The sequence below is a fragment of the Rhodococcus oryzae genome, assembly GCF_005049235.1.
Taxonomy (GTDB): domain Bacteria; phylum Actinomycetota; class Actinomycetes; order Mycobacteriales; family Mycobacteriaceae; genus Rhodococcus_G; species Rhodococcus_G oryzae.
Window position 1 is genome coordinate 489400 of record NZ_SUMD01000001.1, and the last position, 25199, is coordinate 514598.

The following is a 25199-nucleotide window of genomic DNA, read 5'->3' on the forward strand; positions in this document are numbered from 1 at the left end:
GTCCCTCATGCGCGACACCCACAGGTTCCTGACCCAGGCCCCGCGATGCGAACCGCCCATCACTGGCCGGACGGAGTCTCGAGCCGCCGCACACCGCGCTCCGACCCGCTCGCCGCACAGCGGTCGATCCCCCGTGAGCGGCCGCGGTCATGGGAGGCCACCGGCCGAGCCCGTGGCGATCGACCCCGAGGCGCAACGGTTCGCCGAGCACGCCCTCCGGCTGACGCTCGAGGTGCTCGACCGTCGGCGGCCGCCGGCGCAGCTGCGGCCGCTGCTGGCGCCCGCGCTGGTCGGCCTCGTCGGCGCGCTGGCCCAGCGACCCCTGCCTGCCCGTGGGCTCGGCGTCGCCTGCCTGGGCCGCGTGCACCTGCGACCGAGCGGTGCCGATTCCGCCGAGGTGTTCGGCAGCTACTCACGCGGGCCGCGGATGTTCGCCGTCGCGGCCCGCCTCGAACGCACGCCAGCCGCCCTCGGATGGGGCGGCTGGCGTGTCACATCACTTCAGGTCGGCTGAGGCCGGTCACTTCTTGCGCTTGGACCGTCCGGCTTGTCGGCGCTCGCGCCGGGAACCCTCGCCCGCACCCGCGGCGGTCCGGCGGACCTGAGCGTTGCCGTCCTCGGCGGGACCCGAGTAGGTCAGCCGGGTCTCCTCCGACGCATCGAGGCCCTTGGCACGCAGCGCGGCCGGGGCGGCGGGGGCGGCGGGAGCCTGCTCCTCGGTCGGCAGCGCGGCGGGCGCCTGACGCGCCGCGGTTGCGGCTGCCGTCCAACCCGAATGCTCCGGTTCTGCCGCCGGCGCGGCCTCGACCTGCAGGTTGAACAGGAATCCGACCGACTCCTCCTTCAGCCCCTCCAGCATCGCGGTGAACATGTCGAAGCCCTCGCGCTGGTATTCGACCAGCGGGTCACGCTGGGCCATCGCCCGCAGGCCGATGCCCTCCTTGAGGTAGTCCATCTCGTAGAGGTGCTCACGCCACTTGCGGTCGAGAACCGACAGCAGCACGCGCCGCTCGAGTTCACGCATCCCGTTCTCGCCTGCGATCTCGTCGATCTGTCGCTCGCGTGCGTCGTAGGCCGCCCGCACGTCCGCCAGCAGCGCATCGCGCAGTTCCTCACGAGTGAGATCGCCGCGCTCGCCGATCTCGGTCTCGCCGGTCAGCTCCTTGTGGTCGATGCCGACCGGGTACAGCGTCTTGAGCGCCGTCCACAGCTGCTCGAGGTCCCAGTCCTCCACGTAGCCCTCGGCGGTGGCGCCGTCGACGTAGGCGGTGACCACGTCGGTGATCATGCCCTCGACCTGGCCCTCCATGTCCTCGCCCTCGAGGATCTGGCGACGCTCGGCATAGATGACCGTGCGCTGCTGGTTCATCACCTCGTCGTACTTCAGGACGTTCTTGCGGATCTCGAAGTTCTGCTGCTCGACCTGCGTCTGGGCGCTCTTGATGGCCTTGGAGACCATCTTCGCCTCGATCGGCACGTCGTCGGGCAGGTTGAGGCGCGTCATGATCGACTCGAGGGCAGCGCCGTTGAACCGCCGCATCAACTCGTCGCCGAGCGACAGGTAGAAGCGGGACTCGCCCGGGTCGCCCTGGCGGCCGGAACGGCCTCGGAGCTGGTTGTCGATGCGGCGGGACTCGTGCCGCTCGGTGCCGAGCACGTAGAGTCCGCCTGCCGCTCGCACGTCCTCCGCGTCGGCCTTGACCTGGGCCTTGACCTCTTCGAGTGCGGGCTCCCACGCGGCCTCGTACTCGTCGGGGGTCTCGACGGGGTCCAGCCCCTGCTTGCGCAGGTGCAGGTCGGCGAGGATGTCCGGGTTTCCGCCCAGCACGACGTCGGTGCCACGGCCGGCCATGTTGGTGGCCACGGTGACCGCACCGGTGCGGCCTGCCTCGGCGACGATGGTCGCCTCCTGCTCGTGGAACTTCGCGTTGAGCACACTGTGCACGACGCCGCGCTTGGTGAACTGCTTGGACAGGTACTCCGAGCGCTCGACGCTGGTGGTGCCGATGAGGACCGGCTGGCCCTGCTGGTGGCGCTCGACGACGTCGTCGACGACGGCGGCGAACTTCGCCTCCTCGGTCTTGTAGATCAGGTCGCCCTGGTCGACGCGGACCATCGGACGGTTCGTCGGGATCGGGATCACGCCGAGACCGTAGGTCTGGTGCAGCTCGGCGGCCTCGGTCTCGGCCGTGCCGGTCATGCCCGAGAGCTTGTCGTAGAGGCGGAAGTAGTTCTGCAGGGTGATCGTGGCGAGGGTCTGGTTCTCGGCCTTGATCTCGACCTTTTCCTTGGCCTCGATGGCCTGGTGCATGCCCTCGTTGTAGCGGCGGCCGACCAGGATGCGTCCGGTGAACTCGTCGACGATGATGACCTCGCCGTCACGGACGATGTAGTCCTTGTCCTTCTGGTAGAGCTCCTTGGCCTTGACGGCGTTGTTCAGGTAGCTGACCAGCGGCGAGTTCGCGGCCTCGTAGAGGTTGTCGATGCCGAGCTGATCCTCGACGAGTTCGACGCCCGCCTCGTGCACGCCGACCGTGCGCTTCTTGATGTCGACCTCGTAGTGCACATCGCGCTTGAGCAGCGGCGCGATGCGGGCGAACTCGCCGTACCACTTGCTGGACGCGTCGGCCGGGCCGGAGATGATCAGCGGTGTGCGGGCCTCGTCGATGAGGATCGAGTCGACCTCGTCGACGATGGCGAAGTTGTGGCCGCGCTGCACCAGGTCGTCGAGGCTGTGCGTCATGTTGTCGCGCAGGTAGTCGAAGCCGAACTCGTTGTTGGTGCCGTAGGTGATGTCGGCCGCGTACGCCGAGCGCCGCTCGGCCGGGGTCATCCCCGACAGGATCACGCTGGTGTCGAGGCCAAGGAAGCGGTGCACACGGCCCATCCACTCGGAGTCACGCTTGGCCAGGTAGTCGTTGACCGTGACCACGTGCACGCCGTCGCCCGCGATCGCGTTGAGGTAGGCCGGGAGCACACAGGTCAGGGTCTTGCCCTCACCGGTCTTCATCTCGGAGACGTTCCCGAAGTGCAGCGCAGCGCCGCCCATGACCTGGACGGTGTAGTGCTTCTGGCCGAGCACCCGCCAGGAAGCCTCCCTCGCCACTGCGAACGCCTCGGGCAGCAGCTCGTCGAGGGTCTCCCCGCGGGCGTACCGCTCCCGGAACTCCGCCGTCTTCGCGTGGAGTTGGGCGTCGGACAGGGCTTCCACGTCGGGCGAGAGGGTGGATACGTGCTCGGCGATGTGCTTGAGCCGCTTGACCATGCGACCTTCACCAACACGGAGCAGCTTCGAAAGCGACAACGACGGCACGGGCTTAAACGTCCTCAATCCTCGGCGGGCAGGTGGTGTACACGGTGGAGCCGGTCGGGAGAGTTCTCTCCCGACCGGCTCCATGGTAGGCGTTAACTCAATTGACCGGGGTCAGGCCAGTCGGATCAGGCCATAGTCGAACGCGTGTCGCCGGTAGACGACAGAGGGCCGATCCGATTCCTTGTCGTGGAACAGGAAGAAGTCGTGGCCGACCAGTTCCATCTCGTACAGGGCGTCGTCGACGCTCATCGGTGCTGCGGTGTGCACCTTGGTCCGCACTACCTGACCTGGGCCGTCGGGCGGCACGGTCTCGGATTCGAGTGACAGGTCGGGCGAAATCGCCAGGGAATCGTCCTCGGCGAGGGCTGCGGTCGCCTCGGCCACCGAGACCGGTGTCTTGTCGCCGTAGTGGACGCGGCGCCGATCCTTGGTGCGGCGCAGTCTGCTCTCCAGCTTGGTGGTGACGCCCTCGAATGCCGCGTAGAAACTGTCGGCGGTGGCCTCAGCCCTGGCGACGGGGCCCTTGCCCCTGGCGGTGATCTCGACGCGCTGGCAGCTCTTGGCCTGTCGTCGATTGCGCTCGTGATAGAGCTCCACGTCGAAGAGGTAGATCGTGGGATCGAAGCGCTCGAGCCGAGCCAGCTTCTCTGAGACATACACACGGAAGTGGTCGGGGACCTCGACATTGCGGCCCTTCACCACAATGTCGGCGCGCGGGCCGTCAGGCTGCCCGGCCGAGTCCGTCTCTTCTTCGAAAAAAACCGAGGCTTTTGAAGGGTTCGTCACGGTACCTCCAGGTTACGGCCGTGTCACCGCGGTGACAGTCGGCGGGTGATCTGCGCCGGGAGGGGACCGCCCGGCGCCAGGTTTGGGGTATCACCTCCCGCCCGTGTCGTCGGTTGTGTTGGCGACGCTAGTCCGAGTTGGACGCGAGTGCCAGCGTTCTCCCCGATTGATTCATGCGGCGCCGATCACAAGCACGGCATCGACCCTGACACCGCTCCCGGCGAGGACCCGTACGGACTCCGCGGCCGTCGCCCCGGTCGTCAGAACGTCGTCGACGAGCACCACGCAAGCAGACCGGCCGGTTCGCGAACCCGGGGCCACCATGATCCGACCCGACAGGTTCTCGACGCGCGCCCGCGCCGAGAGTCCGACCGAATCCTTAACTCCCCGAGCAAATTTCAGAATCGGCAACACCGCAACCGGTTCGGGCGACAGCGCCGACACCGCCGCCAACGCCGCCCGGGTCACCGGGTCTCCCCCGCGCACTCGCGCCGCCCTCGCCCGGGTCGGCGCAGGCACCAAGGTCAATCCGGCGAGTTCCGGCGGGTCGATCTCGCCGAGTTCTCGAAGCCGCCCAAGAGCACCGGCCAATGCGTGCCCGAGCGGCCTCGCCAGGTCCCGGCGGCCGCGTTCCTTGGCGGCGATCACCGCGCTCCGGCGCGGACCCGTGTACCGCCCCAGCGCCCAGGCCGGAACCCCCGGATCGAGCCGGGGAGCGAGCCGCACCGGGTCGCCCGACAGCTCCGCCCGGCACCGGTCACACCAGTCGGTGCCGACTGCCCCGCAGCCGCCACACTCGCGGGGCAGGATCAGGTCGACGAGCGCGCGCATGCACCGCAGTGTGCACCCGCGCTACGACAGTCAGCCGGGCAGCACGGGGGTGGCCTTGACCCCGGTCAGTCCGGGCACCTCACGCCAGTACCGGTCGGACGCCGGGTCGTTGTTGTTGAGCTGGAACACCCCGCGCGCGTCTCCGACGAACACCGTCGTCGGGGAGGCATCGACGGAGTCCACCGGAGATGTCAGGTTCCGGCTCGGCAGCGCGTCCATCCGGGAGCCGTCCTGCGACACCATGACCACCGGGATCTCGGACGCCGCCCTGACCACAACCACGGAGTCGGCACCACTCCAGTCCAGCGCCACAGCCGGGCTACCGAGACCGACCGCGGCCGGGCGCGGATTCGTGAGCTGGTATTGGCCGTCCGGACGCCGCTCTGCAGTCGCGACGTACACCTTGCCGTCGACGATGATCGCCGCCCGCACGCCGTCGCGGGACAGCCGCAGTTCGGTGATGGACCCGCCCAGCCCCGCGATCGCGGCCGAGTCGACGGGCTGAACGGACATCTGGCCTGCCGGGTCCCGCTCGGCGCGGACCACCCGGGAACCGTCCACCACCGCCCAGATGGACCCGTTGTCGGGCGACCAGGTGGGCCTGGTGATGGAACCGCCCTGGAGCAGCGGCACCGCGTCACCGTCGATCGGGCCTGCCATCAAGGTCCGAACCGTCCCGGACGCCTGGCCCGCGGCCGACACGCCCGCGGCCCATCTGCCGTCCCGGGACAACGCGATGGACTCGAGGCTCGTCGCCGAACCGAAGTAGCCGGGCCTCGGCAACACGCCGGTATCGGTCACGCTGACCAACGCCCCGCCCCGCAGCGCGTTCAGCCCGACGACCCCGCTCACCGAGGCCGTCGGGTTGGTCGAGGCGACGTCGGCGGTGCTCCATCCCTGCGGGTACCGCTCGTCGAGCGGCTTTCCGTCCGCGAGCAGCACGTACGGCCCGGAGATCTCGGCCGTGGCGAGGGTCCACACGACCTGCGCTGCCAGCAGCTCGCGCTGATGCTGGTCGAGTCCCTGCGCGCCCTGGAAGTCGATGCGGACGCCGCCGAACCCGATGCCGACGCCCTCGGTGCGGCCATCGGCCTTGGTGACCGGCCCGCGCCGCGACAGGCCCGCCAACTCGTTCTCGACCGCGTTCGCCAGCACCGCCTTGGGGCCGGCGATGAGCAGGTCCACCAGCCGCTCCGGGAGATTCTCCTGGCGGGCCGAGATCCAGCGCAGGTCGGGCACGACCATGTTCTCGCTGGGAGCGACGAAGTACAGGGCGTTGCGCTGATAGGTCTTGAGGAACTGCGGCCGGTCCATGATCACGCCGGGCGGGAGTTCGTCGATCCGCCACTGACCGTCGGTTCGGTGCAGATGGACCTTGGCCTCGAAATTTCCCTCGGTCGCCTGATAGGAACCGCCGGGTTCGAGCTGACCGACCTTGTTCGCGCGGATGGTGAAGGTGGCCGTGTCGCCATTGCGCTGTTCCTCGAGCACATCCACCTTGTCGACGATGGTCGTGCTCGCGGCGTCGTCCCAGCGCTCCGCTGTGGCCGGGGTCAGGAACTGGCGTGCCGCGGCATGCCGGTTCACCGGGTCCGTGCTGGCCGCGAAGAAGTCCCGCAGCAGCAGGTTCGGCTCGCGGCCGGGCAGCGGCACCGGTACCTCCCCGGTGACCGGGCTGGGCGCGATGGTGCCGATCGCCTGCGGGGTGGACGAGTCGGGGAGGCTGGCGCAGCCGGCAAGCAGGAAAACCGACGCCAGCGCCGCGACGATCCGTACCCTCATGGCCGCTCCCTGAGCATCGGTACGCTGCTCGCCTCATCCGGGTCGAGCGACTCGCTCCGCGTCTGGAGCCCGTCATCGGATCGGGCGGTCCCCGGAATCGGCTGACCCTGAGCGTGTTTGCGGGCCGACGGCTTCAGCGGCAGCGGGCTGCTGGTGATCTTGTGGCCGCGCACCAGGGGAAGCGTCAACCGGAAGCATGCGCCCTCCCCCGGCTCGCCCCACGCCTCGAGCCGGCCGTCGTGCAGCCGCGCGTCCTCGAGGCTGATGGCCAGGCCGAGACCGGTTCCCCCTGAGCGGCGCACCCGGGACGGGTCCGAACGCCAGAACCTGTTGAACACCAGCTTCTCCTCGCCTGGGCGAAGTCCGATCCCCTGATCCCGCACGATGAACGCCGCCGCGTCGGCATCCGCGCGCAGCCGCAGCAACACCGGCTTGCCCTCCCCGTGGTCGATCGCGTTGGCGAGCAGGTTCCGCAGGATGCGCTCGACCCGGCGGGGATCGACGGACGCGATCACCGGCTCGTCCGGCAGATCGAGGATCAGTTCGGTCGAGGACTCACGGGCGAGATGGCGGATCGTCGACACCGCGGCCCGCGCGCTCATCCGCAGGTCGAGTTGTTCGTTGGACAGCTCGGCGACGCCCGCGTCGTGGCGGCTGATCTCCAGTAGGTCGTTCAGCAGCGACTCGAACCGGTCGAGCTCGGCGACGAGCAGCTGGGAGGAACGCCGCATCGCCGGATCCAGGTCCGCACTGCCGTCGTGGATCAACTCGGCGGCCATCCGCACGGTGGTCAGCGGGGTCCGCAGCTCGTGGCTCACGTCCGAGGTGAACCGCTTCTGCAGGTTGCCGAACTCCTCGAGCTGGGTGATCTGTTTGGACAGGCTCTCCGCCATGTCGTTGAAGGAGACGGCAAGCCTGGCCATGTCGTCCTCGCCGCGGACCGGCATCCGTTCCTTGAGCCTGCCGTCCGCGAAGCGCTCCGCGATCCGCGAGGCCGACCTGATCGGAAGCACCACCTGACGGGCGACCAGCATCGAGATCGCGGCCAGCAACACCAACAGCACCGCGCCACCGATGAGCATCGTGCCGCGCATCAGCGACAGGCTCTTCTCCTCGGCCGCCAGCGGGAACACCAGGTACAACTGCAGGCCGGCGACGTCGGACGCCACCGGGCTGCCGACGATCAGCGCCGGACCGGAGTAGCCCTCCGGATCCGAGACCGTCGCGAACTGGTAGCTGACCTGATCCTTCCTGACGAACTCGCGGAGGTTGTCCGGGATCTGCCCGATCGGGCCGCTGGACTCGGTTTGATGTGGCGGCACAGCCGGTGCCACCAGGACGGGAGTGAAGGTGCCCGCGGCGCCCGAGGCCGCGCCCGCGTCACTCTCCCGATTCGTCAGCGCCGCGCGCGCCCCGTCGAGCTGGGTCTCGAGCGAGGTACCGTCGTCGGCTCCCGCCAACTCGTTCTGCACGGTGCTGCGCGCACGGTCCATCTCCTCGGTGGCGGCGGTGATCTTCGCCTCGAGCAGCCGATCGGTGATCTGGCTGGTCAGCACCACACCGAGAATGGTGATGACCACCAGCGACAGCGTCAGGGTCGAGACCACGACCCGGAGCTGCAGTGAACGCCGCCACAGGTGCCCGAGCGAATGACTCAGGTCCTTGCAGCGGCGCAGCAGCGGCGTGAAGGTTCCGTTGATACGCCGCCGCGTACGAGAGAATCGGATCACGGCGGTCCGGCCTTGTAGCCGACCCCCCTGACCGTGAGCACCACTTCGGGATTCTCAGGATCGGTTTCGACCTTGGCGCGCAGCCGCTGGACGTGGACGTTGACCAGGCGGGTGTCGGCGGCGTGGCGATATCCCCACACCTGCTCGAGCAGGACCTCGCGGGTGAAGACCTGGCGGGGCTTGCGGGCCAGGGCGACGAGGAGGTCGAACTCGAGGGGCGTGAGGGCGATGAGCTGGCCCTCACGGGTGACCTTGTGGGCGGGCACGTCGATGACGATGTCCGCGATGCTGAGCAGCTCGGCCGGCTCGTCCTCAGTGCGCCGCAGCCGGGCCCGCACACGGGCCACGAGCCCCTTCGGCTTGAAGGGCTTCATGATGTAGTCGTCGGCACCCGACTCGAGCCCGAGCACCACGTCGACGGTGTCCGTCTTGGCGGTCAGCATCACGATCGGGACCCCGGAATCGGCACGCAGCACCCGGCACACGTCGATGCCGTTCATCCCCGGCAGCATCAGGTCAAGGAGCACCAGGTCGGGGCGGATCTCTCGGACTGCGGTCAGCGCCTGCGTGCCGTCCCCGACGACGAAGGGCTCGAAGCCCTCCCCACGGAGCACGATGGTGAGCATCTCGGCCAGAGCCGTGTCGTCATCGACAACCAGAATGCGTGGCTTCATATCCCTATCGTGTCATCTCGGGACGCCGGAACCCGTCGTTGCGTGGGGTCCGGCGCAGTGTGTCGTCATATCCACTGTGCCAGATCCGCGGCAAGTGCCGCCGGATCGACGTTCGGGTCGATCAGCTTCCAGCTCGAGACCCACTCCCGCTGGGCCAGTCCCCGGTACACCGCACCGGTCCTGGTCTGCAGATCCGAGTCCCGCTCGTAGGCGTCGAGTTCGCGGGTCGAGTCGGACGCCTCCCTGGCCAGCGCGCGCGCCCGCGCCAGTTCGACGGGCACGTCGAGCAGCATCTGCAGCGCCGGTCGTGGCAGCCCGAGGCGATCGAACTCCAGCTCACGCACCCAGCGGACGAATTCGCCGTCCGGCCCCTGCCGCAGGCGCGCCGCACCGTAGGCCGCGTTGGAGGCCACGTACCTGTCGAGCAGCACGATGTCGTGTCGCTCGAGCAGGTCCGTCAGTTCCGTCACCGCGCCGCCTCGGTCGAGCGCGAAGAGCACGGCCATCGCGTGGACCGACTCGGCCAGATCACCGTGGGCGCCCTTGAGCGCCTCGGCCGCGAGATCCGCGTGGATCGACACGCCGTAGCGGGGAAAGGTGTCCACAGCGACGCGGACGCCGGCCGACGTGAGCTCGGAGACGAGCTTGTCGACCAGCGTCCGCTTGCCCGCGCCGTCGAGACCCTCCAGCGCGATCAGTGTTCCCACTGCGGTGTTGCTCAGTACCGGTAGTGCTCGGGCTTGTACGGGCCCTCGACGTCCACGCCGATGTACTCGGCCTGGTCCTTGGAGAGCTTGGTCAGCGATCCGCCGAGCGCCTCGACGTGGATCTTCGCGACCTTCTCGTCCAGGTGCTTGGGCAGGCGGTAGACCTCGTTGTCGTACTCGTCCGGCTTCGTCCACAGCTCGATCTGCGCGATGACCTGGTTGGAGAAGCTGTTGCTCATCACGAACGAGGGGTGGCCGGTGGCGTTGCCCAGGTTCAGCAGGCGTCCCTCGGACAGCACGATGATCGAGTGGCCGTCCGCGAACGTGAACTCGTCGACCTGCGGCTTGATGTTGATGCGGGTGACGTCGGCCGCCCGCTCCAGGCCTGCCATGTCGATCTCGTTGTCGAAGTGACCGATGTTGCCCAGGATCGCCTGGTGCTTCATCTGCTTCATGTGCTCGAAGGTGATGATGTCCTTGTTACCCGTCGAGGTGATGACGATGTCGGCCCAGCCGATCGCCTCCTCCACGGTCTTGACCTCGAAGCCGTCCATCAGCGCCTGCAGGGCGTTGATGGGGTCGATCTCGGTGACCGCGACCCGCGCTCCCTGGCCGCGCAGGGCCTCCGCGCAGCCCTTGCCGACGTCGCCGTAGCCGCAGACCAGCGCCGCCTTGCCGCCGATCAGCACGTCGGTGCCGCGGTTGATGCCGTCGAGCAGCGAGTGCCGGGTGCCGTACTTGTTGTCGAACTTGCTCTTGGTGACCGAGTCGTTGACGTTGATGGCCGGGAAGGTCAGCTCACCGGCCGCGGCCACCTGGTACAGGCGCAGCACGCCGGTGGTGGTCTCCTCGGTGACACCCTTGACGGAGTCCGCGATCGTCGTCCACTTGGACTTGTCGGCCTCGAGCGACTGGCGCAGCAGCGCGAGGAACACCTTGTACTCGTCCGAGTCGTGCTCGTCGTCGGTGGGCGGCACGACGCCCGCCTTCTCGAACTGCGCGCCCTTGAGCACCAGCATGGTGGCGTCGCCGCCGTCGTCGAGGATCATGTTCGCGGGCTCGCCCGGCCAGGTGAGCATCTGCTCGGCCGCCCACCAGTACTCCTCCAGCGTCTCGCCCTTCCAGGCGAACACGGGGATGCCCTTGGGCTCCTCCGGGGTGCCGTGCGGGCCGACGACGATCGCGGCCGCGGCGTGATCCTGGGTGGAGAAGATGTTGCACGAGGCCCAGCGGACCTCGGCGCCGAGCGCTGCCAGCGTCTCGATCAGCACGGCGGTCTGGATCGTCATGTGCAGGGACCCGGAGATGCGGGCACCCTTGAGCGGCAGGACCTCGGCGTACTCACGACGAAGGGCCATCAGGCCCGGCATCTCGTGCTCGGCGAGACGGATCTCCTTGCGGCCGAACTCGGCGAGCGAAAGGTCCGCCACCTTGTAGTCGATTCCGTTGCGGGTATCCGCCTCGAGCTTGTTCTCAGACACTGAGGTCGTCATCTGCCTCTCCTGGTTGCCGATATCTCGGGTAAGGCTATCGGGTTTCCTCCGGGGGCGGGCGCGCGAGTTACGCCTCGGCGGCGCCGACGATCGCCTCGATGAAGGGCACGAAGATCCGGGCCAGGTCCTCGGCCACGTTGCGATCCGACTCCGGCGGCATCGAGATGTAGCCGATCGCCAATCTGACGATTCCCCGACTGAGGATTCCGGCGTCGGCAGGCGAAGCCTGAATCCAGCTGCGCTCCAATGTTTCCGCGAGCCTTGCCGAGGCGTGGTCGAGCAGCGGGGCGCTGTCGGTGGTGATCAGTCGCAGCAGGTCCGGCTTGGCTTCCCCGGTGAGCAGCGACTGGACCAGTGGATCGGAGGCACTCTGCCGGAAGAACGTGGTGAAGGCCTCGACCAGCGCCACGTGCGGCCGACCCGCATTGCCGTAGATGGAGTCCTCGATGGCTCCGACGAAGCTGTCCGCCAGTTGCAATGCGTACGCCTGCGCGAGACCCTGCCTTGACTTGAACTCGTTGTAGACGGTCTGCCTGCTGACCCCCGCTTCGGCCGCGATGTCGGTCATGGTCACCTCGGACCAGTCCTTGACCGACAGCAGGTCCCGCATCGCGCCGAGAACCGAATCCCGCAGCAGCGTGCGGGTCGCCTGTTGGAACGGGATTCGGTTCGTCGGTGCCATGGTGGCGAGAGTGGCAGCATGCATCCGGGCCGTCAAACAGGAACCCGCTGACTCAACGCCGTGAGGTCCTGGCTCTCATCAGCCAGGAGCGCCGGATCGATCGTCGGGTGCTCGCCGATCAGGACCCGCGCCGCGCGGAGGTCCTTGGGCCTGCCGAGGGTCACCGCGCCGACCAATCGGCCCTCCCGACGCGTGAGCAGGGTGAAGTCACGCCCGGCGATGCTGCCCCGAACGACGGTGTCGTCGTTGGCCTGCGGCCACCCCGCGATCTGGAGATTGAGCCCGTACTGCGAGGACCAGCACCAGGGCACCTCGCGGGCCGGTGCGGGCTCCGCACCTGCCAGGCCCACGAGCATCGCGCGCGCGGCGCCGGCGCCCTGGGTCTGCGCGGAGTTCCAGTGCTCGGTTCGATGCCGGCCGCCCAGCACGAGATTCGGGCAGTTGGCCACGTCCCCCGCCGCGTACACACCGGGCTCGGAAGTGGCGTAGCCCTCGTCCACCACGATCCCGTCCGCAATGGTGAGCCCGGCCCGCTCCGCGAGGAGCGTATTCGGCACCATTCCGACCGCGAGCAGCGCCGCGCCCGCGGACCAGGCCGTCCCGTCGTCGGCGGTGGCACGCACCCCGCCCGCACCGTCCGAGGCGAGCTCGGCGAGCCGCACGGAGGTGTGCAACGCCACGCCGTTTTCGCGATGGATCTGCTCGTACAGCGCGCCGACCTGCGGCGGGAGCACCCGGTGCAGCGGCGCGGGCGCCGCTTCGAGCATCGTCACCTCGGCACCGAGACCCCGGGCCGTGGCGGCGACCTCGGAACCGATAAGGCCAGCCCCGATCACCAGGATCGAATTGGTCCGGTCGATGGCGGCACGCAGCGGTGCCACGTCGTGCATCGACCGCAGCGCCAGCACGGCGTCACCGGCCGAGTGCTCGATGCCGCGCGCCCGGCCGCCGGTCGCGAGGAGCAGGGCGTCGTACGGCAGCTCCTCGCCGGTGTCGAGCCGGACCGATCGGCCGGCCACGTCGATCGAGAGGACGGCAACCGACGTGCGGAACTCGATCCCTCGCTCGGTCCAGTAGTCGGCCGCGCGGAGCCGGGCCTTCTCCGCGGGCATCGTCCCGAGCAACAGATCCTTCGAGAGGGCCGGCCGGCGGTACGGATGCGCGGGATCGTCGCCGATCACGGTCACCGCTCCCGAGAAGCCCTCCGCCCGTAGCATTTCAGCAGCGGTGATCCCGGCGACCCCGGTGCCCACGATCACGATCGAGCTCACGAGCGGGCAACCTCGACCATCTCGAAATCCGCCTTGGCCGCGCCGCAGTCAGGGCAGCTCCAGTCATCGGGGATGTCGTCCCAACGGGTGCCGGGCGCGATGCCGTCCTCGGGCCACCCCAGTTCCTCGTCGTACTCGAACCCACACTGGACACAGCGGTAGAGCTTCATCACGCAGTCCTCTCGAAATCGATCTTCTCCCGCACTCCGCAGTCCGGGCAGCACCAGTCGTCGGGAACCGAATCCCATGGGGTGCCGGCCGGGAATCCTTCTCGCGGGGCACCTTTCACTTCGTCATAGCGGTAGTCACACACCGGGCACTGATAGGCAGCCATGATCACGCCGCCCCGTAGCGGGAGAGGATCCGCTCACGCTTGGCCGGCTGGACATTCACCCGGGTGATGTCGCCGTCATAGTGGTCGAGGACGCGCTTGTCCATCACCTTGCGCCAGACCGGCGGGAAGTACGCGAGGGAGATCATGCTGGCGTAGCCGCTCGGCAGGTTCGGGGCGCCGTCCATGCTGCGCAGCGTCTGGTAGCGCCGCGTCGGGTTGGCGTGATGGTCACTGTGCCGCTGCAGGTGGTACAGGAAGATGTTGGTGCAGATGTGATCCGAGTTCCAACTGTGCGCCGGGGCGCAGCGCTCGTAGCGGCCACTCGCGGTCTTCTGACGAAGCAGTCCGTAGTGCTCGAGGTAGTTCACGGTCTCCAGCAGCGAGAAGCCGTAGACGGCCTGCAGCAGCAGGAAGGGCAGCACCTCCCAGCCGAACCCGGCGACGAGCGCGACGTACAGGACGACGGACATCAGCCAGGCGTTGAGCACGTCGTTGTGGATGCTCCACGTGCTCTTGCCGAGGCGTTCCATGCGGGTCTTCTCCAGCTCCCACGACGACTTCAGGCTGCCCCAGACGCTGCGCGGCAGGAAGGACCAGAAGGTCTCGCCGAATCGGGCGCTGGCCGGGTCCTCCGGGGTGGACACGCGAACGTGGTGGCCGCGATTGTGCTCGATGTAGAAGTGCCCGTAGAAGGTCTGGGCCAGGGTGATCTTGGACAGCCAGCGCTCGAGCTCGTCCTTCTTGTGGCCGAGCTCGTGGGCGGTGTTGATACCGATGCCGCCCATCACCCCGATGCTGAGCGCGAGTCCGATCTTGGAGGCGAGTCCCAGACCCCCCTCGATACCTAGCCAGGCGAGATTGTCCGCGGTCCACAGGTAGCAGGCGAACACCAGGCTCGCGAGCTGGAACGGGATGTAGACGTACGTGCAGTACCGGTAGTACTTGTCGTTCTCGAGCCGCTCCATCACCTCCTCGGGCGGGTTCTGGCCGTCCGGCCCGAAGAAGATGTCGAGCACCGGCAACAGCCCGTAGACGAGGATCGGCCCGATCCACCACCACACCGGTGAGACCGCCTGCCAGCCCAGCTCGTTGAACCCCCAGACCAGTCCGGCCGCGAGGAAGACGGCGGTCGGCGGGATCAGCCCCAGCAACCACAGATGCCGCTTCTTGTCTCGCCACTGCTCGGCGGGTGCCTGCGCCCCCGGATCGACCTGCATTGCCACGACTGCCTCCTCTGGGACGGGGCCCTCGACTGTGAGGTGAACCACGTAGATATGGACGATATGCCACATCAAGTCTTGTGTCTATACAAATCATTCTATTTGTAAACTGACTAAGGTGAGGTTTACCAATGTTCTCGAGTGAAAGAGGTGCGGTGTGGCGTCAGCCATGTATCGGCGAGCCATCCTGTCCATGAGCCTGGTGGCCGTCGCCGGAATCGCGATCGGTTGCAGCGCGCAGGCAGATGAGTCGTCCGCGGCCGGTGCCGGGGCGGGCGCCGAACCCGGCGCGCTGCCGGTGACCCTCGAGCACGCGTACGGGTCGACCACGATCAGCGAAACCCCGCAGCGGATCGCCGCCGTCGGCATCGGCGACACCGACGTCCTGCTCTCGCTCGGCATCACCCCGGTCCTCGTCCCCGCGTGGAAGGGCTCGGTGGACACCGGCATCGGGGCCTGGGCCGAGCCGAATCGGGGCGGAGCCGCCGCTCCCCCGGTCCTGGCCAACGCCGTCAGCGACTTCGACATCGAGGCGGTTGCCGCGGCGGCGCCCGACCTGATTCTCGCGGTGAACAACGCCATCGACGAGGACGAGTACCGCAAGCTCAGCGCCATCGCGCCGACCGTGCTGCACGCGCCCGACCAGACCGACTGGATGCTGCCCTGGCAGGACGTGACCACCCGGATCGGTGCTGCCGTCGGACGCCCGCAGGCCGCCGCCGAGCAGATCACCTCCGTCGAGGACACCTTCGGCGCCGCCCGCGCGGAGAATCCGCAGTTCGCAGGCAAGTCCGCAATCCTCGTTCGCGCCATGCCCGACGACACGTTCCGCGTCTACAGCCCCACCTCCGCGCGCGGCCAGATGCTCACCGAGCTCGGCTTCACGATGCCGGCGCAGCTGCGCGACCGATTCGGCGAAGCCCTCTACACCGACGTCTCGGCGGAGAACCTCCCGCTGCTCGAGGCGGACCTGCTGGTGATGGACAACTACGACGCCTCGAGCGAGCGGCTGCAGGCGATGCCGACCTTCACCGGGCTGGACGTGGTGCGGGGCGGACGCATGGTCGGACTGGACGCGGTGACCAGCGATGCCGTGTCCATGCCGAACCCGCTGACGATTCCGTTCGTGGTCGACGACCTGCTCGAGCGGATCAGCCGGACACCGGTCGGCTGACCCGCACCCGCGAGGTCCAGAGCCAGATCCCGACCGCCGAGGCGCCGGCCACGGCGGCCACCGTCCACCAGGGCGTGCCCGCCGCGGCAGTTCCCGCGTCCACGCGGTCGTAGAGCCGGCCCACCACCAGCGAGCCGATCAGCGTCAACACCCCGCCGAGGGTGTTGAGCATCCCGAAGTGGGCGCCCAGGTTCCGCTCGTGGGCCAGGACGCCTATGGTGTCGCGCATCGACGGCACCATCAGCATCTGGCCCAGATGCAGCGCGGCGACCCACAGCGCGACCCCGACCAGCCCGCCCGCCAGCGGGAGCAGGAACGACGCCGCGATGGTCGCCATCCCCGCGACCATCGAGACGCGGTGCCCGAGCCGGTTGGCCAGGGCGACCATGGGCGCCTGCCCGACGATCACGAGGATCGCGGCGGCCGCGAAGAACCAGCCGAGTGCCGCCTGCGACCCGGTGACCCGCTCCAACTGCTCGGGCAGCATCAGGTAGAGCTGGTTGTAGGCGAGCAACTGCACCCCGCACAGCGCCACGAAGACCATGAAGCCGCGGTTGCGCAACACCGACCGCCACACCCCGCGCAGGCTCGCGGCGCCCGTGTCGGAGCCGTGCGAGGTCGACGCGTCCCGCGGCAGCCAGCGCGCGAACATCACCCCGAGTCCCGCGAACAGGACCGCGGCGGACACCGCGGTCCACTCGAAGGGCACGCCGAGCAGGAGTGCCCCCAGCGCAGGCCCGACCACGGTGCCGAGTCGGCTGCACATCTGCTCGATACCGAACAGTTCGGTCCGCCGGATCACGCCGGCCTCCTCGAGCCCCCGGCCGTACGCGGCGTTCGCGGCCTCGACCGCCGGAGCGAACAGCGCCGCGGCCAGGCCGACCAGCAGCACGCCGACGATCATCGTGGCCAGGGTCGTCGCAACGCCGAGTACGACGAAACCGACCACGCGGATCGCGATGCCCAGCAACACCATCGGCCGCACACCGAACCTGTCGGCCAGGCTGCCGCCGACGAAGAACATGCCCTGCTGACTGAACGTCCTCAGCCCGAGCACCAGGCCGATCGCCCAGCCCGCCAGGTGCAGGTCCTGCGCCAGGTGTGCCGCGAGGAAGGGGACGACCAGGTAGAAGCCGATGTTGAACAGGACCATCGAGACGAGGATCAGGCGCACCGGCGCGGGCAGGGTGCGTGCCGTCCGGAACGCCCGGCCGATGGGGTCGAGCGGTCGGGCGCGCAGCACGATGGAGCAGCCTAGTCGGCCAGGGTCAGAGCCCGACCCCGCCTGGCCCCTCCGGACCGCCGAGGTGACCGAGCGCCTCGGCCTCCACACCCGGCTGGGGCCTGGCACGTAGGCCCACCATCGAATGCCGGTATCCGTAGAGGAAGTAGACGACGATGCCGATGGCCATCCAGACGACGAAGCGGATCCAGGTCTCCACCGACAGGTTGAGCATCAGCCACAGGCAGGCGAGCACCGCGAGGATCGGGACCAGCGGCACCAGGGGCACCTTGAAGCCGCGCGGCAGGTCCGGCCGCGTGCGACGCAGGATGATCACCCCGATGCACACGAGCACGAAGGCGAAGAGGGTGCCGATGTTGACCATCTCTTCGAGCGTGCCCATCGGGAAGAAGCCGGCCAGCAGGGCGGAGACGACACCGACGATGACGGTGATCCGCACCGGGGTCCCGTGCGGACCCGTGTGCGCCAGCTTCCTCGGCATCAGTCCGTCCCTGGACATCGCGAACAGCACCCGGGTCTGACCGAGCAGCATCACCAGGACCACCGTGGTGAGACCGGCGAGGGCACCGAGGTTGATCACCCACTGAGCCCAGGTGATCCCGTGGATCTCGAATGCCGTTGCGAGTGTCGAACTCTCGCCGGCGAGATCGGTGTACGGGACCATCCCGGTGAGCACCAGGGTCACCGCGACGTACAGGACGGTGACGATGGCGAGGGATCCGAGGATGCCCCTCGGCAGCGACTTCTGGGGGTTCTTCGTCTCCTCGGCCGTGGTGGCCACGACGTCGAATCCGATGAACGCGAAGAAGACCAGGCTGGAGGCGGCGAGCAGGCCGTACCAGCCGTAGGTGCTGCCGCCCGCGCCCGTGAGATAGGAGAACAGCGATTGGTGGATGCCCTCGCCGGTATCACCGGGCTGCGACGGCGGGATGTACGGCGAGTAGTTGGCCTTGCTGATATAGAACGCGCCAACCACGATCACCAGCAGGACGACACCCACCTTGATCCCGGTGACGACGGCCGAGACCCGGGACGAGAGCTTGGTACCGGTCGCGAGGACCACGGTCAGCGCCGCGATCAGCAGCACCGATCCCCAGTCGAAGTCGATCGGCCCCAGCTCGACGACGGTCGATCCCTCGGCGCCGATCACATTGCCGAGGTACAGCGACCAGCCCTTGGCCACAACCGAGGCGGCCAAGGCGAATTCCAGGATGAGGTCCCAGCCGATGATCCAGGCGACGAACTCGCCGAAGGTGGCGTAGGAGAAGGTGTACGCGCTGCCCGCGACCGGAACGGTCGAGGCGAACTCCGCGTAACACAGCGCGGCCAGTCCGCACGCGATGGCGGCGAGCACGAAGGCGAGGGAGACCGACGGCCCGGCGACATTGCCTGCGGTACGCGCGGTCAGCGTGAAGATGCCCGCACCGACGACCACCGCGACGCCGAAGACCGTCAGGTCCCAGGCCGTCAGATCCTTCCGGAGCTTGCTGTCCGGCTCGTCGGTGTCCGCGATCGACTGCTCGACCGACTTCGTTCTGAAAATCCCGGATCCCATCGCTGCCTCCTCGTGAGGGAATGCGGCCAAGCCTATTGCGCCCGGCACCCCTCACACGAGGTTTCGCCGCGGTGGCGCGTCGACTACTGCGCGGGCGCCCGGTACAGGTCGGGCTCGAGGTAGATGACCCGGGCCAACGGGACCGCGGCGCGCACCCGGGCCTCCGCCTCGTCGATCGCGGCCGCGACGGTCTCGATGTCGGATCCGGGTGCGATCGCCACCTTCGCGGCGACGAGCATCTCCTCGGGGCCGAGGTACTGGGTCTTGCAGTGGATGACCCGGTCGATCTGCTTGCCGTCGACCAGCGCGGCCAGGATCCGCTCCTCGTCGTCCTCCGTGGCGCCCTCGCCGATCAGCAGGCTCTTCATCTCGATGATCAGGATGACCGCGATGATGCCGAGCAGGACACCGATGCAGAGCGTGCCGATGCCGTCGAAGACCGGGTTCCCGGTGAGCATCGACAGGCCGACACCACCGAGCGCGAGGACCAGGCCGACCAGCGCGCCGGTGTCCTCGAGCAGCACGACGGGCAGCTCCGGGCTGCGCGAGGTCCGGATGAAGTGCCACCAGCCGGCCTGCCCCTTGAGGGGGCGCGACTCCTTGACGGCGGTGAGGAAGCTGAAGGTCTCCAGCCCGATCGCGATCACCAGGATGACCACGGCCACCATCGGGGACGTCAGGTCCTCCGGATGCTGGATCTTGTGGACACCCTCATAGATGGCGAACATCGAGCCGAGGGTGAACAGCACCAGGGCGACGACGAACGAGTAGAAGTAGCGGTTGCGGCCGTACCCGAAGGGATGCAGCCTGGTGGCCGCCCGATTCGCCCTTGCCTGTCCGAACAGCAGCAGACCCTGGTTCGAGGTATCCGCGACCGAGTGCACGGACTCGGCGAGCATCGACGAGGATCCGGTGATGAGGAAGCCGACGAATTTCGCCACCGCGATACCGGCGTTCGCGAGCAAGGCCGCGACGATCGCCTTCTTGCCGCCATGAGCGGACACAGCAGTTCTCCTCTCCCCGATCGCATCGGCGACCCGGGCATCGATCAATCCTGACTAGGGGGTGTTCACCCGACTGCGGCGCTGAACACCTGCGCGGTCGAGGTCCGGGCGACGGCCACGAGCTCGGGATCCGAGGCCGCGATCCACGCCGCGCCGCCCTGCTCGAGCTCCAGGGTCCGTCCGCCGCTCCGAAGTGTGACAGATCCGGAGGTGCACAACAGTATCCGCGGACCGGCGAGCTCGAACTCCACCGAGGCGGGGTGCCGATCGCCGGACCGGTCCAGGTCCACCCGGGTCAGTGCGAACTCGGGCGCGGGCGTCTCGTAGACGACGGTGGCGGTGCCGGGGACCGCGGACGGCGTCAGCACCGGACCGGTGAGCGGCTCGAAGTCGAGCACCCGCAACAGTTCCGGCACGTCGACGTGCTTGGGGGTGAGCCCGCCACGCAACACGTTGTCCGAGTTCGCCATCACCTCGACAGCGAGCCCGTGCAGGTACGCGTGCAGGTTTCCGGCTGCGACGTAGAGACCCTCACCCGGCTGCAGGGTGATCCGGTTCAACAGCAGCGAGGCCAGCACGCCCGCGTCGCCCGGGTAGGACTCGCCCAGACCGAGCACGGTCCGCAGTTCCGCGGTGTACGGGCGCGTGCCCGGCCCACCCGACAGGTACCGCACACAACCCTCGAGGATCTTCGGGAGCAGCGCTTCGAGTGCGGGTGGCGGCAGCGTGATCCAGGTGGTGAACAGGGCCCGCAGACCCGACGAATCGGGCTGTCCCGCAAGGAGAGCGATGTAGTGGTCGAGCGCGGGCACCTCGAGCGCCGTGAGCAGCTCGACGGTCCGATGCGGATCCCGGAACCCGGCGAGCACCTCGAACCGGGTCAGCGCCACCACCAGTTCCGGCTTGTGACTGTCGTCGCGGTAGTTGCGCACCGGTGAGTCGAGCGGTATCCCGGCGGCCTCCTCGCGCTGGAAGCCCTCCTTGGCCTGAACGGCACTCGGGTGGGCCTGCAGCGACAGCGGTTCCTCGGCGGCGAGCAGCTTGAGCAGGAACGGCAACCGGTCACCGAACTCGGCCCGCGCACGGTCACCGAGCTGGCCGGCCGGGTCGGCGTCGACCGCCTCGAGCAGCGAGACCGGGTCCGCACCGCCGAGCAGACGTGCCGGGTCGGCCGGATGCGCGCCGAGCCAGACCTCAGCCTCCGGATGGTTCGACGGCACGGGCCTGCCACACAGTTCGGCGATAGCAGTGCGCGAGCCCCAGGCATAGGTGCGCAGCGCGCCTTCGAGCAACTGCACTAGCTACCGCCGATCAACTGCAGATAGGCCGCGGCCATCTCCAGGCGCACGGCCGTCACCGCCAGCTGCTCGATCTCGGTGCGCTCCCCAGCCATCTCCCGGCCCCCCTTGTCGGTCTCTTCGTCGTCCTCCACGGCGAGCACCAGATCGGCATCCGGCAGGACCGCGATCCGGCGCGATGAGGCCGACTTCGTGGCCGCGCTCGACAGCACGAAGACCCGCACCGGGTTGCTCGGTGGCGGACCGTCCAGTTCCTCGTCATGGAAGATCGGATCGTATCCAGCGGCCTCCGCGACGGATCCGCCGGACGCGAATCGTGTGGCCGAGGCCACCACATCGCTGAGGTCGGCCGCCGCGACCACAGCCCCCGCGGTGCGCATGAGCACCTCGGCGCCGTGCCGCGCGAGCGCAGCGGTGGAGGGGCTGTCCCCGGCCAGCACCACCCGGCGTCCACGCATGCGGACCGCCAGCGACTTCGCGGGATTGTGGAACACCTCGTTGGCGGGGTGACCGCGCAGCGCCTCCGCGTCGACCGCGTCGGCGAGTTCGTGTAGGTCCGGCAGCAGGTTGTCTGCGCGCGACGGCCCGAGCACGGTCAGCACCGCGAGACCGGCGGACAGGTACCGCAGGAACCCGTGCTGGTCCGCGACGCGAACGCGCGGCGGCAGGTGCATCGCCCGTCCTGCCCCCGCGGCGCGGAGCGGCCCCTCGTCCGGCGCGGCGATCACCACATCGGCGCCCCGGCGCAGAGCCGAGTCGACGGCGGTCAGCAACCGTGGATCCCCCGCGTCCTCGCCCGCGACGACGACGACATCGAGCGAGCCGACCCACGGCGGGACCGCGGGCAGGTGCAGGATCGGCACGCCGATCCGGGCGCCGAGCGCACTGGTGAGCACCGACGCGGCCCGGCCTGCGCGGCCACCGCCTGTCACCAGGACGATGCTGCGCGGGCGGAGGTCCCTGATCCGATCGAGGGCGCCCTCGGCGACCGACTCCGCGGTGGCCCGCACCTGCGCCCCACCGAGCGCGGCGGACCGCAGCGATCCCTCCGAATCGGCTGCGGTGACGCTTGCGGAGTCATCGAGGTCGAGAAGGTGTGACGGAGCCGTCATGGCGTCCTTCCTCTCTCGCTCTGCCCGGGGCAAGAATTCTACGGCTCTTCCGGTGTCCGTTAGGCGCGCACGACACCAAGTATCTCAGCCACCAGCGCATCGACCTCTTCGCCCGTCCGCGCTTCCACGTTCATCCGCAGCAAGGGCTCGGTGTTCGAGGCGCGCAGGTTGAACCACGCGCCCTGGCCGAGGTTGACCGTGACACCGTCGAGTCGGTCGACGGACTTCGTGCGGCCCGAGAAGGCGGCGAGGACGGCGGCGGTCCGTTCGGCGGCGTCGGCGACCGTCGAGTTGATCTCGCCCGAGGCCTCGTAGCGCTCGTAGCTCTTCATCAGGTCGGACAGCGGCCGGTCCTGCTCACCGAGCGCCGCGAGTACGTGCAGCGCCGCGAGCATGCCGGAGTCGGCGCCCCAGAAGTCGCGGAAGTAGTAGTGCGCCGAGTGCTCGCCGCCGAAGATCGCGCCCGTCTCCGCCATCTGCTGCTTGATGAAGGAGTGCCCGACCCTGGTCCGCACGGGGGTGCCACCGAGCTCGGTCACCAGCTCGGGCACCGCCCTCGAGGTGATCAGGTTGTGGATGATCGTGGCGCCGGGCTCCTTGGCGAGCTCCCGCTCCGCGACCAATGCCGTCACCGCGGACGGGGACACCGGGTTGCCGAGCTCGTCGACGACGAAGCACCGGTCCGCGTCGCCGTCGAAGGCGAGGCCGATGTCCGCGCCGGTCTGCCGGATCCGCTCCTGCAGGTCGACCAGGTTCTTCGGGTCGAGCGGGTTGGCCTCATGGTTCGGGAAGTTCCCGTCGAGCTCGAAGTACATCGGATCCACGCTCAGCGGCAGCCGTTCGAGCACCGCCGGGACGGTGTGCCCGCCCATGCCGTTACCCGCGTCCACCGCGACCGACATCGGCTTCATCGACGACAGGTCGACGAGGCCTCGGACGAAGTCGGCGTACTCGACGAGCACATCCTGCTCGCTGACAGAGCCCGCCTCGCCGTCGTAGCCGGGCACGCCCTCGATGACCTCGGCCGAGATCGTCGCCAGCCCGGTGTCCTGTCCGACCGGCTTGGCGCCCGCACGGCACAGCTTGATCCCGTTGTATTTCGCCGGGTTGTGGCTCGCGGTGAACATGGCACCCGGACAATCGAGCAACCCCGACGCGAAGTACAGCTGATCGGTGGAGGCGAGGCCGATGAGGACGACGTCGAGCCCCTGGGCCGTCACTCCTTCGGCGAACGCGTTCGCGAGCTCCGGCGACGACTCCCGCATGTCGTAACCGATGGCCACGCGGTCGGCGCCGGCACGGACCAGGCGGGCAAACGCGCCACCGACATCACGCACGAAGTCGACATCGATCTGTTCGCCCACCACTCCGCGGACGTCGTATGCCTTGATGACGGCATGGACGGATTCGGCGGGACGTGCCACTGCGATAACTCCTGCGTTCGGGGACGGTCTTGATCGGTGCACCGCCAGCCTAGTGCCAGGTGCCGCACGGGTCAGTTCGTGGGATCGGGCAGAACCCGCAGATGGCCGCGACGACCGGTGCGCGGGGCCGGGGCAGGCGCGTGCGCGGTTTCCACCGAACCCGACGCCGCGGAATCGACGGATGCACGCTCGGGCATGCCCGCCTCGCGGACGGCCTCGGCGAGGGCCGTGAGGTCGTCCTCGTCCGGGGTGCTGGTGGAGAAGCCGCCCTCGTAGCGGACCAACTCCCAGCCCTTCGGCGCGGTGATCCGGGAAGCGTGCGTCTCGCACAGATCCCAGGAATGGGGCTCGTCGACGGTGGCGAGCGGACCGACCACTGCCGTCGAGTCCGAATAGACATACGTCAGCGTCGCAACGGCGGGGTTCTTACACCCAGGCCGGCAGCATCGACGCAGTGCTCTCACGCAGATGAGGGTAGCTGGCAGACCCGCAGGCTCCTACTCGGACACACCGGAAGCCGATGGGTGTCGGTAGGATTGACCTTCATGCGCAGAGCCCGACACGGACGACCCTTGACCTCCCGATCGGCCGCTCGGCGGGGACGCGGCATCCGCGGACCGGTGCTCCCGGCGAGTGTGCCCGCGTGGCGCAGTCGGGCCGAGAAGTTCGACATGCTGGTCCTGGAGGCGTTCGCCCCGATCGACGCCCGCTGGCACGATCGGATCACCAAGCTCGACATCGCCGTCGACGAGGTGCCGAAGATCCGCGCGCTCGACCCCGATTCGGTCACCTGGCCGCCGGAGGTGGTGGCGGAGGGACCTGTGCCGCTCTCGCGACTGGTACCGGCGGGCGTGGACCGGCACGGCGCCGCCACGAGAGCGCGACTGGTCCTGTTCCGCCGGCCTCTCGAATTGCGCGCCAAGCGTCAGGAAGACCTCGTCGATCTGCTGAACGAGGTTCTGGTCCGGCAGGTCGCCACCTACCTCGGAGTCGACCCTGAAGTGATCGACCCGGAGCTCGGTGAAGACCCCGAGGACTGAAAAGTGCTTGAGCCCTGAATGATCCGGCTCTAGATGATCCCTCGCTTGAGCCGACGACGCTCGCGCTCCGAGAGACCCCCCCAGATTCCGAAGCGCTCGTCATTGGAGAGCGCGTACTCGAGGCACTCGTCGCGAACCTCGCAACCGAGGCAGATTCGCTTGGCCTCGCGGGTCGAGCCACCCTTCTCGGGGAAGAACGCCTCGGGATCGGTCTGAGCGCACAGGGCGCGCTCCTGCCACTGATCTTCGATGTTCTCGAACATCTCATCAAATCCGGTGACCAGGCTCAGCTGAGGCCGTACCGGCTCCCTCTCCCCCAAAAGTTCGCCAACACCCTCCACTGCATTCGCTGTGAAATCGGTCTGCGGTTCGTAATCAAGCGCGCTCAGAAGTCGTGATCCCTCGTACTGGTTGGGCATCGTTCCGCCTCCTCACCTTGGATTGCGCAGAAAATTCCGGTCACTTTCGTTCCCCGACAATGTCATCCACTCCGAACGAACGTTCGAATCAAGGTTCGCCACAACTG

The 25199-nt window shown here is 68.5% G+C and carries 24 protein-coding genes; 3 read left to right on the plus strand and 21 right to left on the minus strand.

The window, feature by feature from the left end:
- The first annotated feature begins 172 nt into the window (after positions 1–172).
- A complete protein-coding gene (locus FCG67_RS02285) occupies positions 173–514 on the plus strand; it encodes an Rv3235 family protein (RefSeq protein ID WP_246044749.1) in 342 nt (113 codons plus the stop codon).
- Between the two features lie 6 nt (positions 515–520).
- Here the strand turns inward: FCG67_RS02285 and secA are convergent, their stop codons facing one another.
- From secA to FCG67_RS02350, 13 genes are all read right to left on the minus strand, one after another.
- Entirely contained in the window at positions 521–3313 is a 2793-nt protein-coding gene (secA, locus tag FCG67_RS02290; RefSeq protein ID WP_136906723.1) for a preprotein translocase subunit SecA, read from the minus strand.
- A 111-nt stretch (positions 3314–3424) separates the two neighbouring features.
- Complete coding sequence (gene hpf / locus FCG67_RS02295) at positions 3425–4099, minus strand: ribosome hibernation-promoting factor, HPF/YfiA family (protein ID WP_077041028.1); 675 nt, start codon at positions 4097–4099, stop codon at positions 3425–3427.
- 171 nt (positions 4100–4270) lie between these two features.
- The gene (locus FCG67_RS02300; RefSeq protein ID WP_136906725.1) at positions 4271–4930 is read right to left on the minus strand and encodes a ComF family protein; all 660 of its coding nucleotides are present in this window, start codon (positions 4928–4930) and stop codon (positions 4271–4273) included.
- 30 nt (positions 4931–4960) lie between these two features.
- Entirely contained in the window at positions 4961–6712 is a 1752-nt protein-coding gene (lpqB, locus tag FCG67_RS02305) for an MtrAB system accessory lipoprotein LpqB (protein WP_136906727.1), read from the minus strand.
- A complete protein-coding gene (gene mtrB, locus FCG67_RS02310; protein WP_136906729.1) occupies positions 6709–8442 on the minus strand; it encodes an MtrAB system histidine kinase MtrB in 1734 nt (577 codons plus the stop codon). Before mtrB ends, lpqB begins: the two co-directional genes overlap by 4 nt.
- On the minus strand, positions 8439–9116 hold the full coding sequence (gene mtrA, locus FCG67_RS02315) for an MtrAB system response regulator MtrA (RefSeq protein WP_136906731.1): 678 nt from the start codon (positions 9114–9116) through the stop codon (positions 8439–8441). The genes mtrB and mtrA overlap by 4 nt, the downstream gene beginning before the upstream one ends.
- A 65-nt stretch (positions 9117–9181) precedes the next feature.
- Positions 9182–9823 (minus strand): dTMP kinase, encoded by a 642-nt coding sequence (locus tag FCG67_RS02320; protein WP_136906733.1) that lies wholly within the window; start codon positions 9821–9823, stop codon positions 9182–9184.
- A gap of 11 nt (positions 9824–9834) precedes the next feature.
- Positions 9835–11316 carry an adenosylhomocysteinase gene (gene ahcY, locus FCG67_RS02325; protein ID WP_136906735.1) on the minus strand — a complete coding sequence of 494 codons (1482 nt, stop codon included), beginning with the start codon at positions 11314–11316 and terminating at the stop codon, positions 9835–9837.
- Between the two features lie 67 nt (positions 11317–11383).
- Positions 11384–12022 carry a TetR/AcrR family transcriptional regulator gene (locus tag FCG67_RS02330; RefSeq protein WP_425467780.1) on the minus strand — a complete coding sequence of 213 codons (639 nt, stop codon included), beginning with the start codon at positions 12020–12022 and terminating at the stop codon, positions 11384–11386.
- A gap of 8 nt (positions 12023–12030) precedes the next feature.
- Positions 12031–13269: an NAD(P)/FAD-dependent oxidoreductase gene (locus tag FCG67_RS02335; RefSeq protein WP_281282312.1), complete on the minus strand. Its 1239-nt coding sequence runs from the start codon at positions 13267–13269 to the stop codon at positions 12031–12033.
- Positions 13266–13439, minus strand: a complete 174-nt coding sequence (locus FCG67_RS02340; RefSeq protein ID WP_027500191.1) for a rubredoxin — start codon at positions 13437–13439, stop codon at positions 13266–13268. Before FCG67_RS02340 ends, FCG67_RS02335 begins: the two co-directional genes overlap by 4 nt.
- Positions 13439–13603 carry a rubredoxin gene (locus FCG67_RS02345; RefSeq protein WP_136906739.1) on the minus strand — a complete coding sequence of 55 codons (165 nt, stop codon included), beginning with the start codon at positions 13601–13603 and terminating at the stop codon, positions 13439–13441. Before FCG67_RS02345 ends, FCG67_RS02340 begins: the two co-directional genes overlap by 1 nt.
- Positions 13604–13605: 2 nt before the next feature.
- A complete protein-coding gene (locus FCG67_RS02350) occupies positions 13606–14820 on the minus strand; it encodes an alkane 1-monooxygenase (protein WP_136907168.1) in 1215 nt (404 codons plus the stop codon).
- A 160-nt stretch (positions 14821–14980) separates the two neighbouring features.
- On the opposite strand from FCG67_RS02350, the gene FCG67_RS02355 reads away from it, so the two are divergent.
- Complete coding sequence (locus tag FCG67_RS02355; protein WP_246044751.1) at positions 14981–15997, plus strand: iron-siderophore ABC transporter substrate-binding protein; 1017 nt, start codon at positions 14981–14983, stop codon at positions 15995–15997.
- Here the strand turns inward: FCG67_RS02355 and FCG67_RS02360 are convergent.
- The 7 genes from FCG67_RS02360 to FCG67_RS02390 form a co-directional block, all read right to left on the minus strand.
- Positions 15975–17240 carry an MFS transporter gene (locus tag FCG67_RS02360; RefSeq protein ID WP_246044752.1) on the minus strand — a complete coding sequence of 422 codons (1266 nt, stop codon included), beginning with the start codon at positions 17238–17240 and terminating at the stop codon, positions 15975–15977. The genes FCG67_RS02355 and FCG67_RS02360 overlap by 23 nt on opposite strands.
- Positions 17241–17265: 25 nt before the next feature.
- Complete coding sequence (locus FCG67_RS02365) at positions 17266–18795, minus strand: amino acid permease (RefSeq protein ID WP_136906741.1); 1530 nt, start codon at positions 18793–18795, stop codon at positions 17266–17268.
- 83 nt (positions 18796–18878) lie between these two features.
- Entirely contained in the window at positions 18879–19799 is a 921-nt protein-coding gene (locus FCG67_RS02370; protein ID WP_136906743.1) for a cation diffusion facilitator family transporter, read from the minus strand.
- Positions 19800–19864: 65 nt separating this feature from the next.
- Positions 19865–21097 (minus strand): mannose-6-phosphate isomerase, class I, encoded by a 1233-nt coding sequence (manA, locus tag FCG67_RS02375; RefSeq protein WP_136906745.1) that lies wholly within the window; start codon positions 21095–21097, stop codon positions 19865–19867.
- Positions 21097–22209, minus strand: a complete 1113-nt coding sequence (locus FCG67_RS02380; protein WP_136906747.1) for a tobH protein — start codon at positions 22207–22209, stop codon at positions 21097–21099. The genes manA and FCG67_RS02380 overlap by 1 nt, the downstream gene beginning before the upstream one ends.
- 59 nt (positions 22210–22268) lie before the next feature.
- Positions 22269–23633 (minus strand): phosphomannomutase/phosphoglucomutase, encoded by a 1365-nt coding sequence (locus tag FCG67_RS02385; protein WP_136906749.1) that lies wholly within the window; start codon positions 23631–23633, stop codon positions 22269–22271.
- Positions 23634–23704: 71 nt separating this feature from the next.
- Positions 23705–24097 (minus strand): DUF3499 domain-containing protein, encoded by a 393-nt coding sequence (locus FCG67_RS02390; protein ID WP_077041019.1) that lies wholly within the window; start codon positions 24095–24097, stop codon positions 23705–23707.
- Positions 24098–24178: 81 nt separating this feature from the next.
- On the opposite strand from FCG67_RS02390, the gene FCG67_RS02395 reads away from it, so the two are divergent.
- Positions 24179–24673 (plus strand): metallopeptidase family protein, encoded by a 495-nt coding sequence (locus tag FCG67_RS02395; RefSeq protein ID WP_077041018.1) that lies wholly within the window; start codon positions 24179–24181, stop codon positions 24671–24673.
- A gap of 29 nt (positions 24674–24702) precedes the next feature.
- Here FCG67_RS02395 and FCG67_RS02400 read toward each other — a convergent pair whose 3' ends face one another.
- Positions 24703–24936, minus strand: a complete 234-nt coding sequence (locus FCG67_RS02400) for a WhiB family transcriptional regulator (RefSeq protein ID WP_027500199.1) — start codon at positions 24934–24936, stop codon at positions 24703–24705.
- Positions 24937–25199 lie beyond the last annotated feature (263 nt).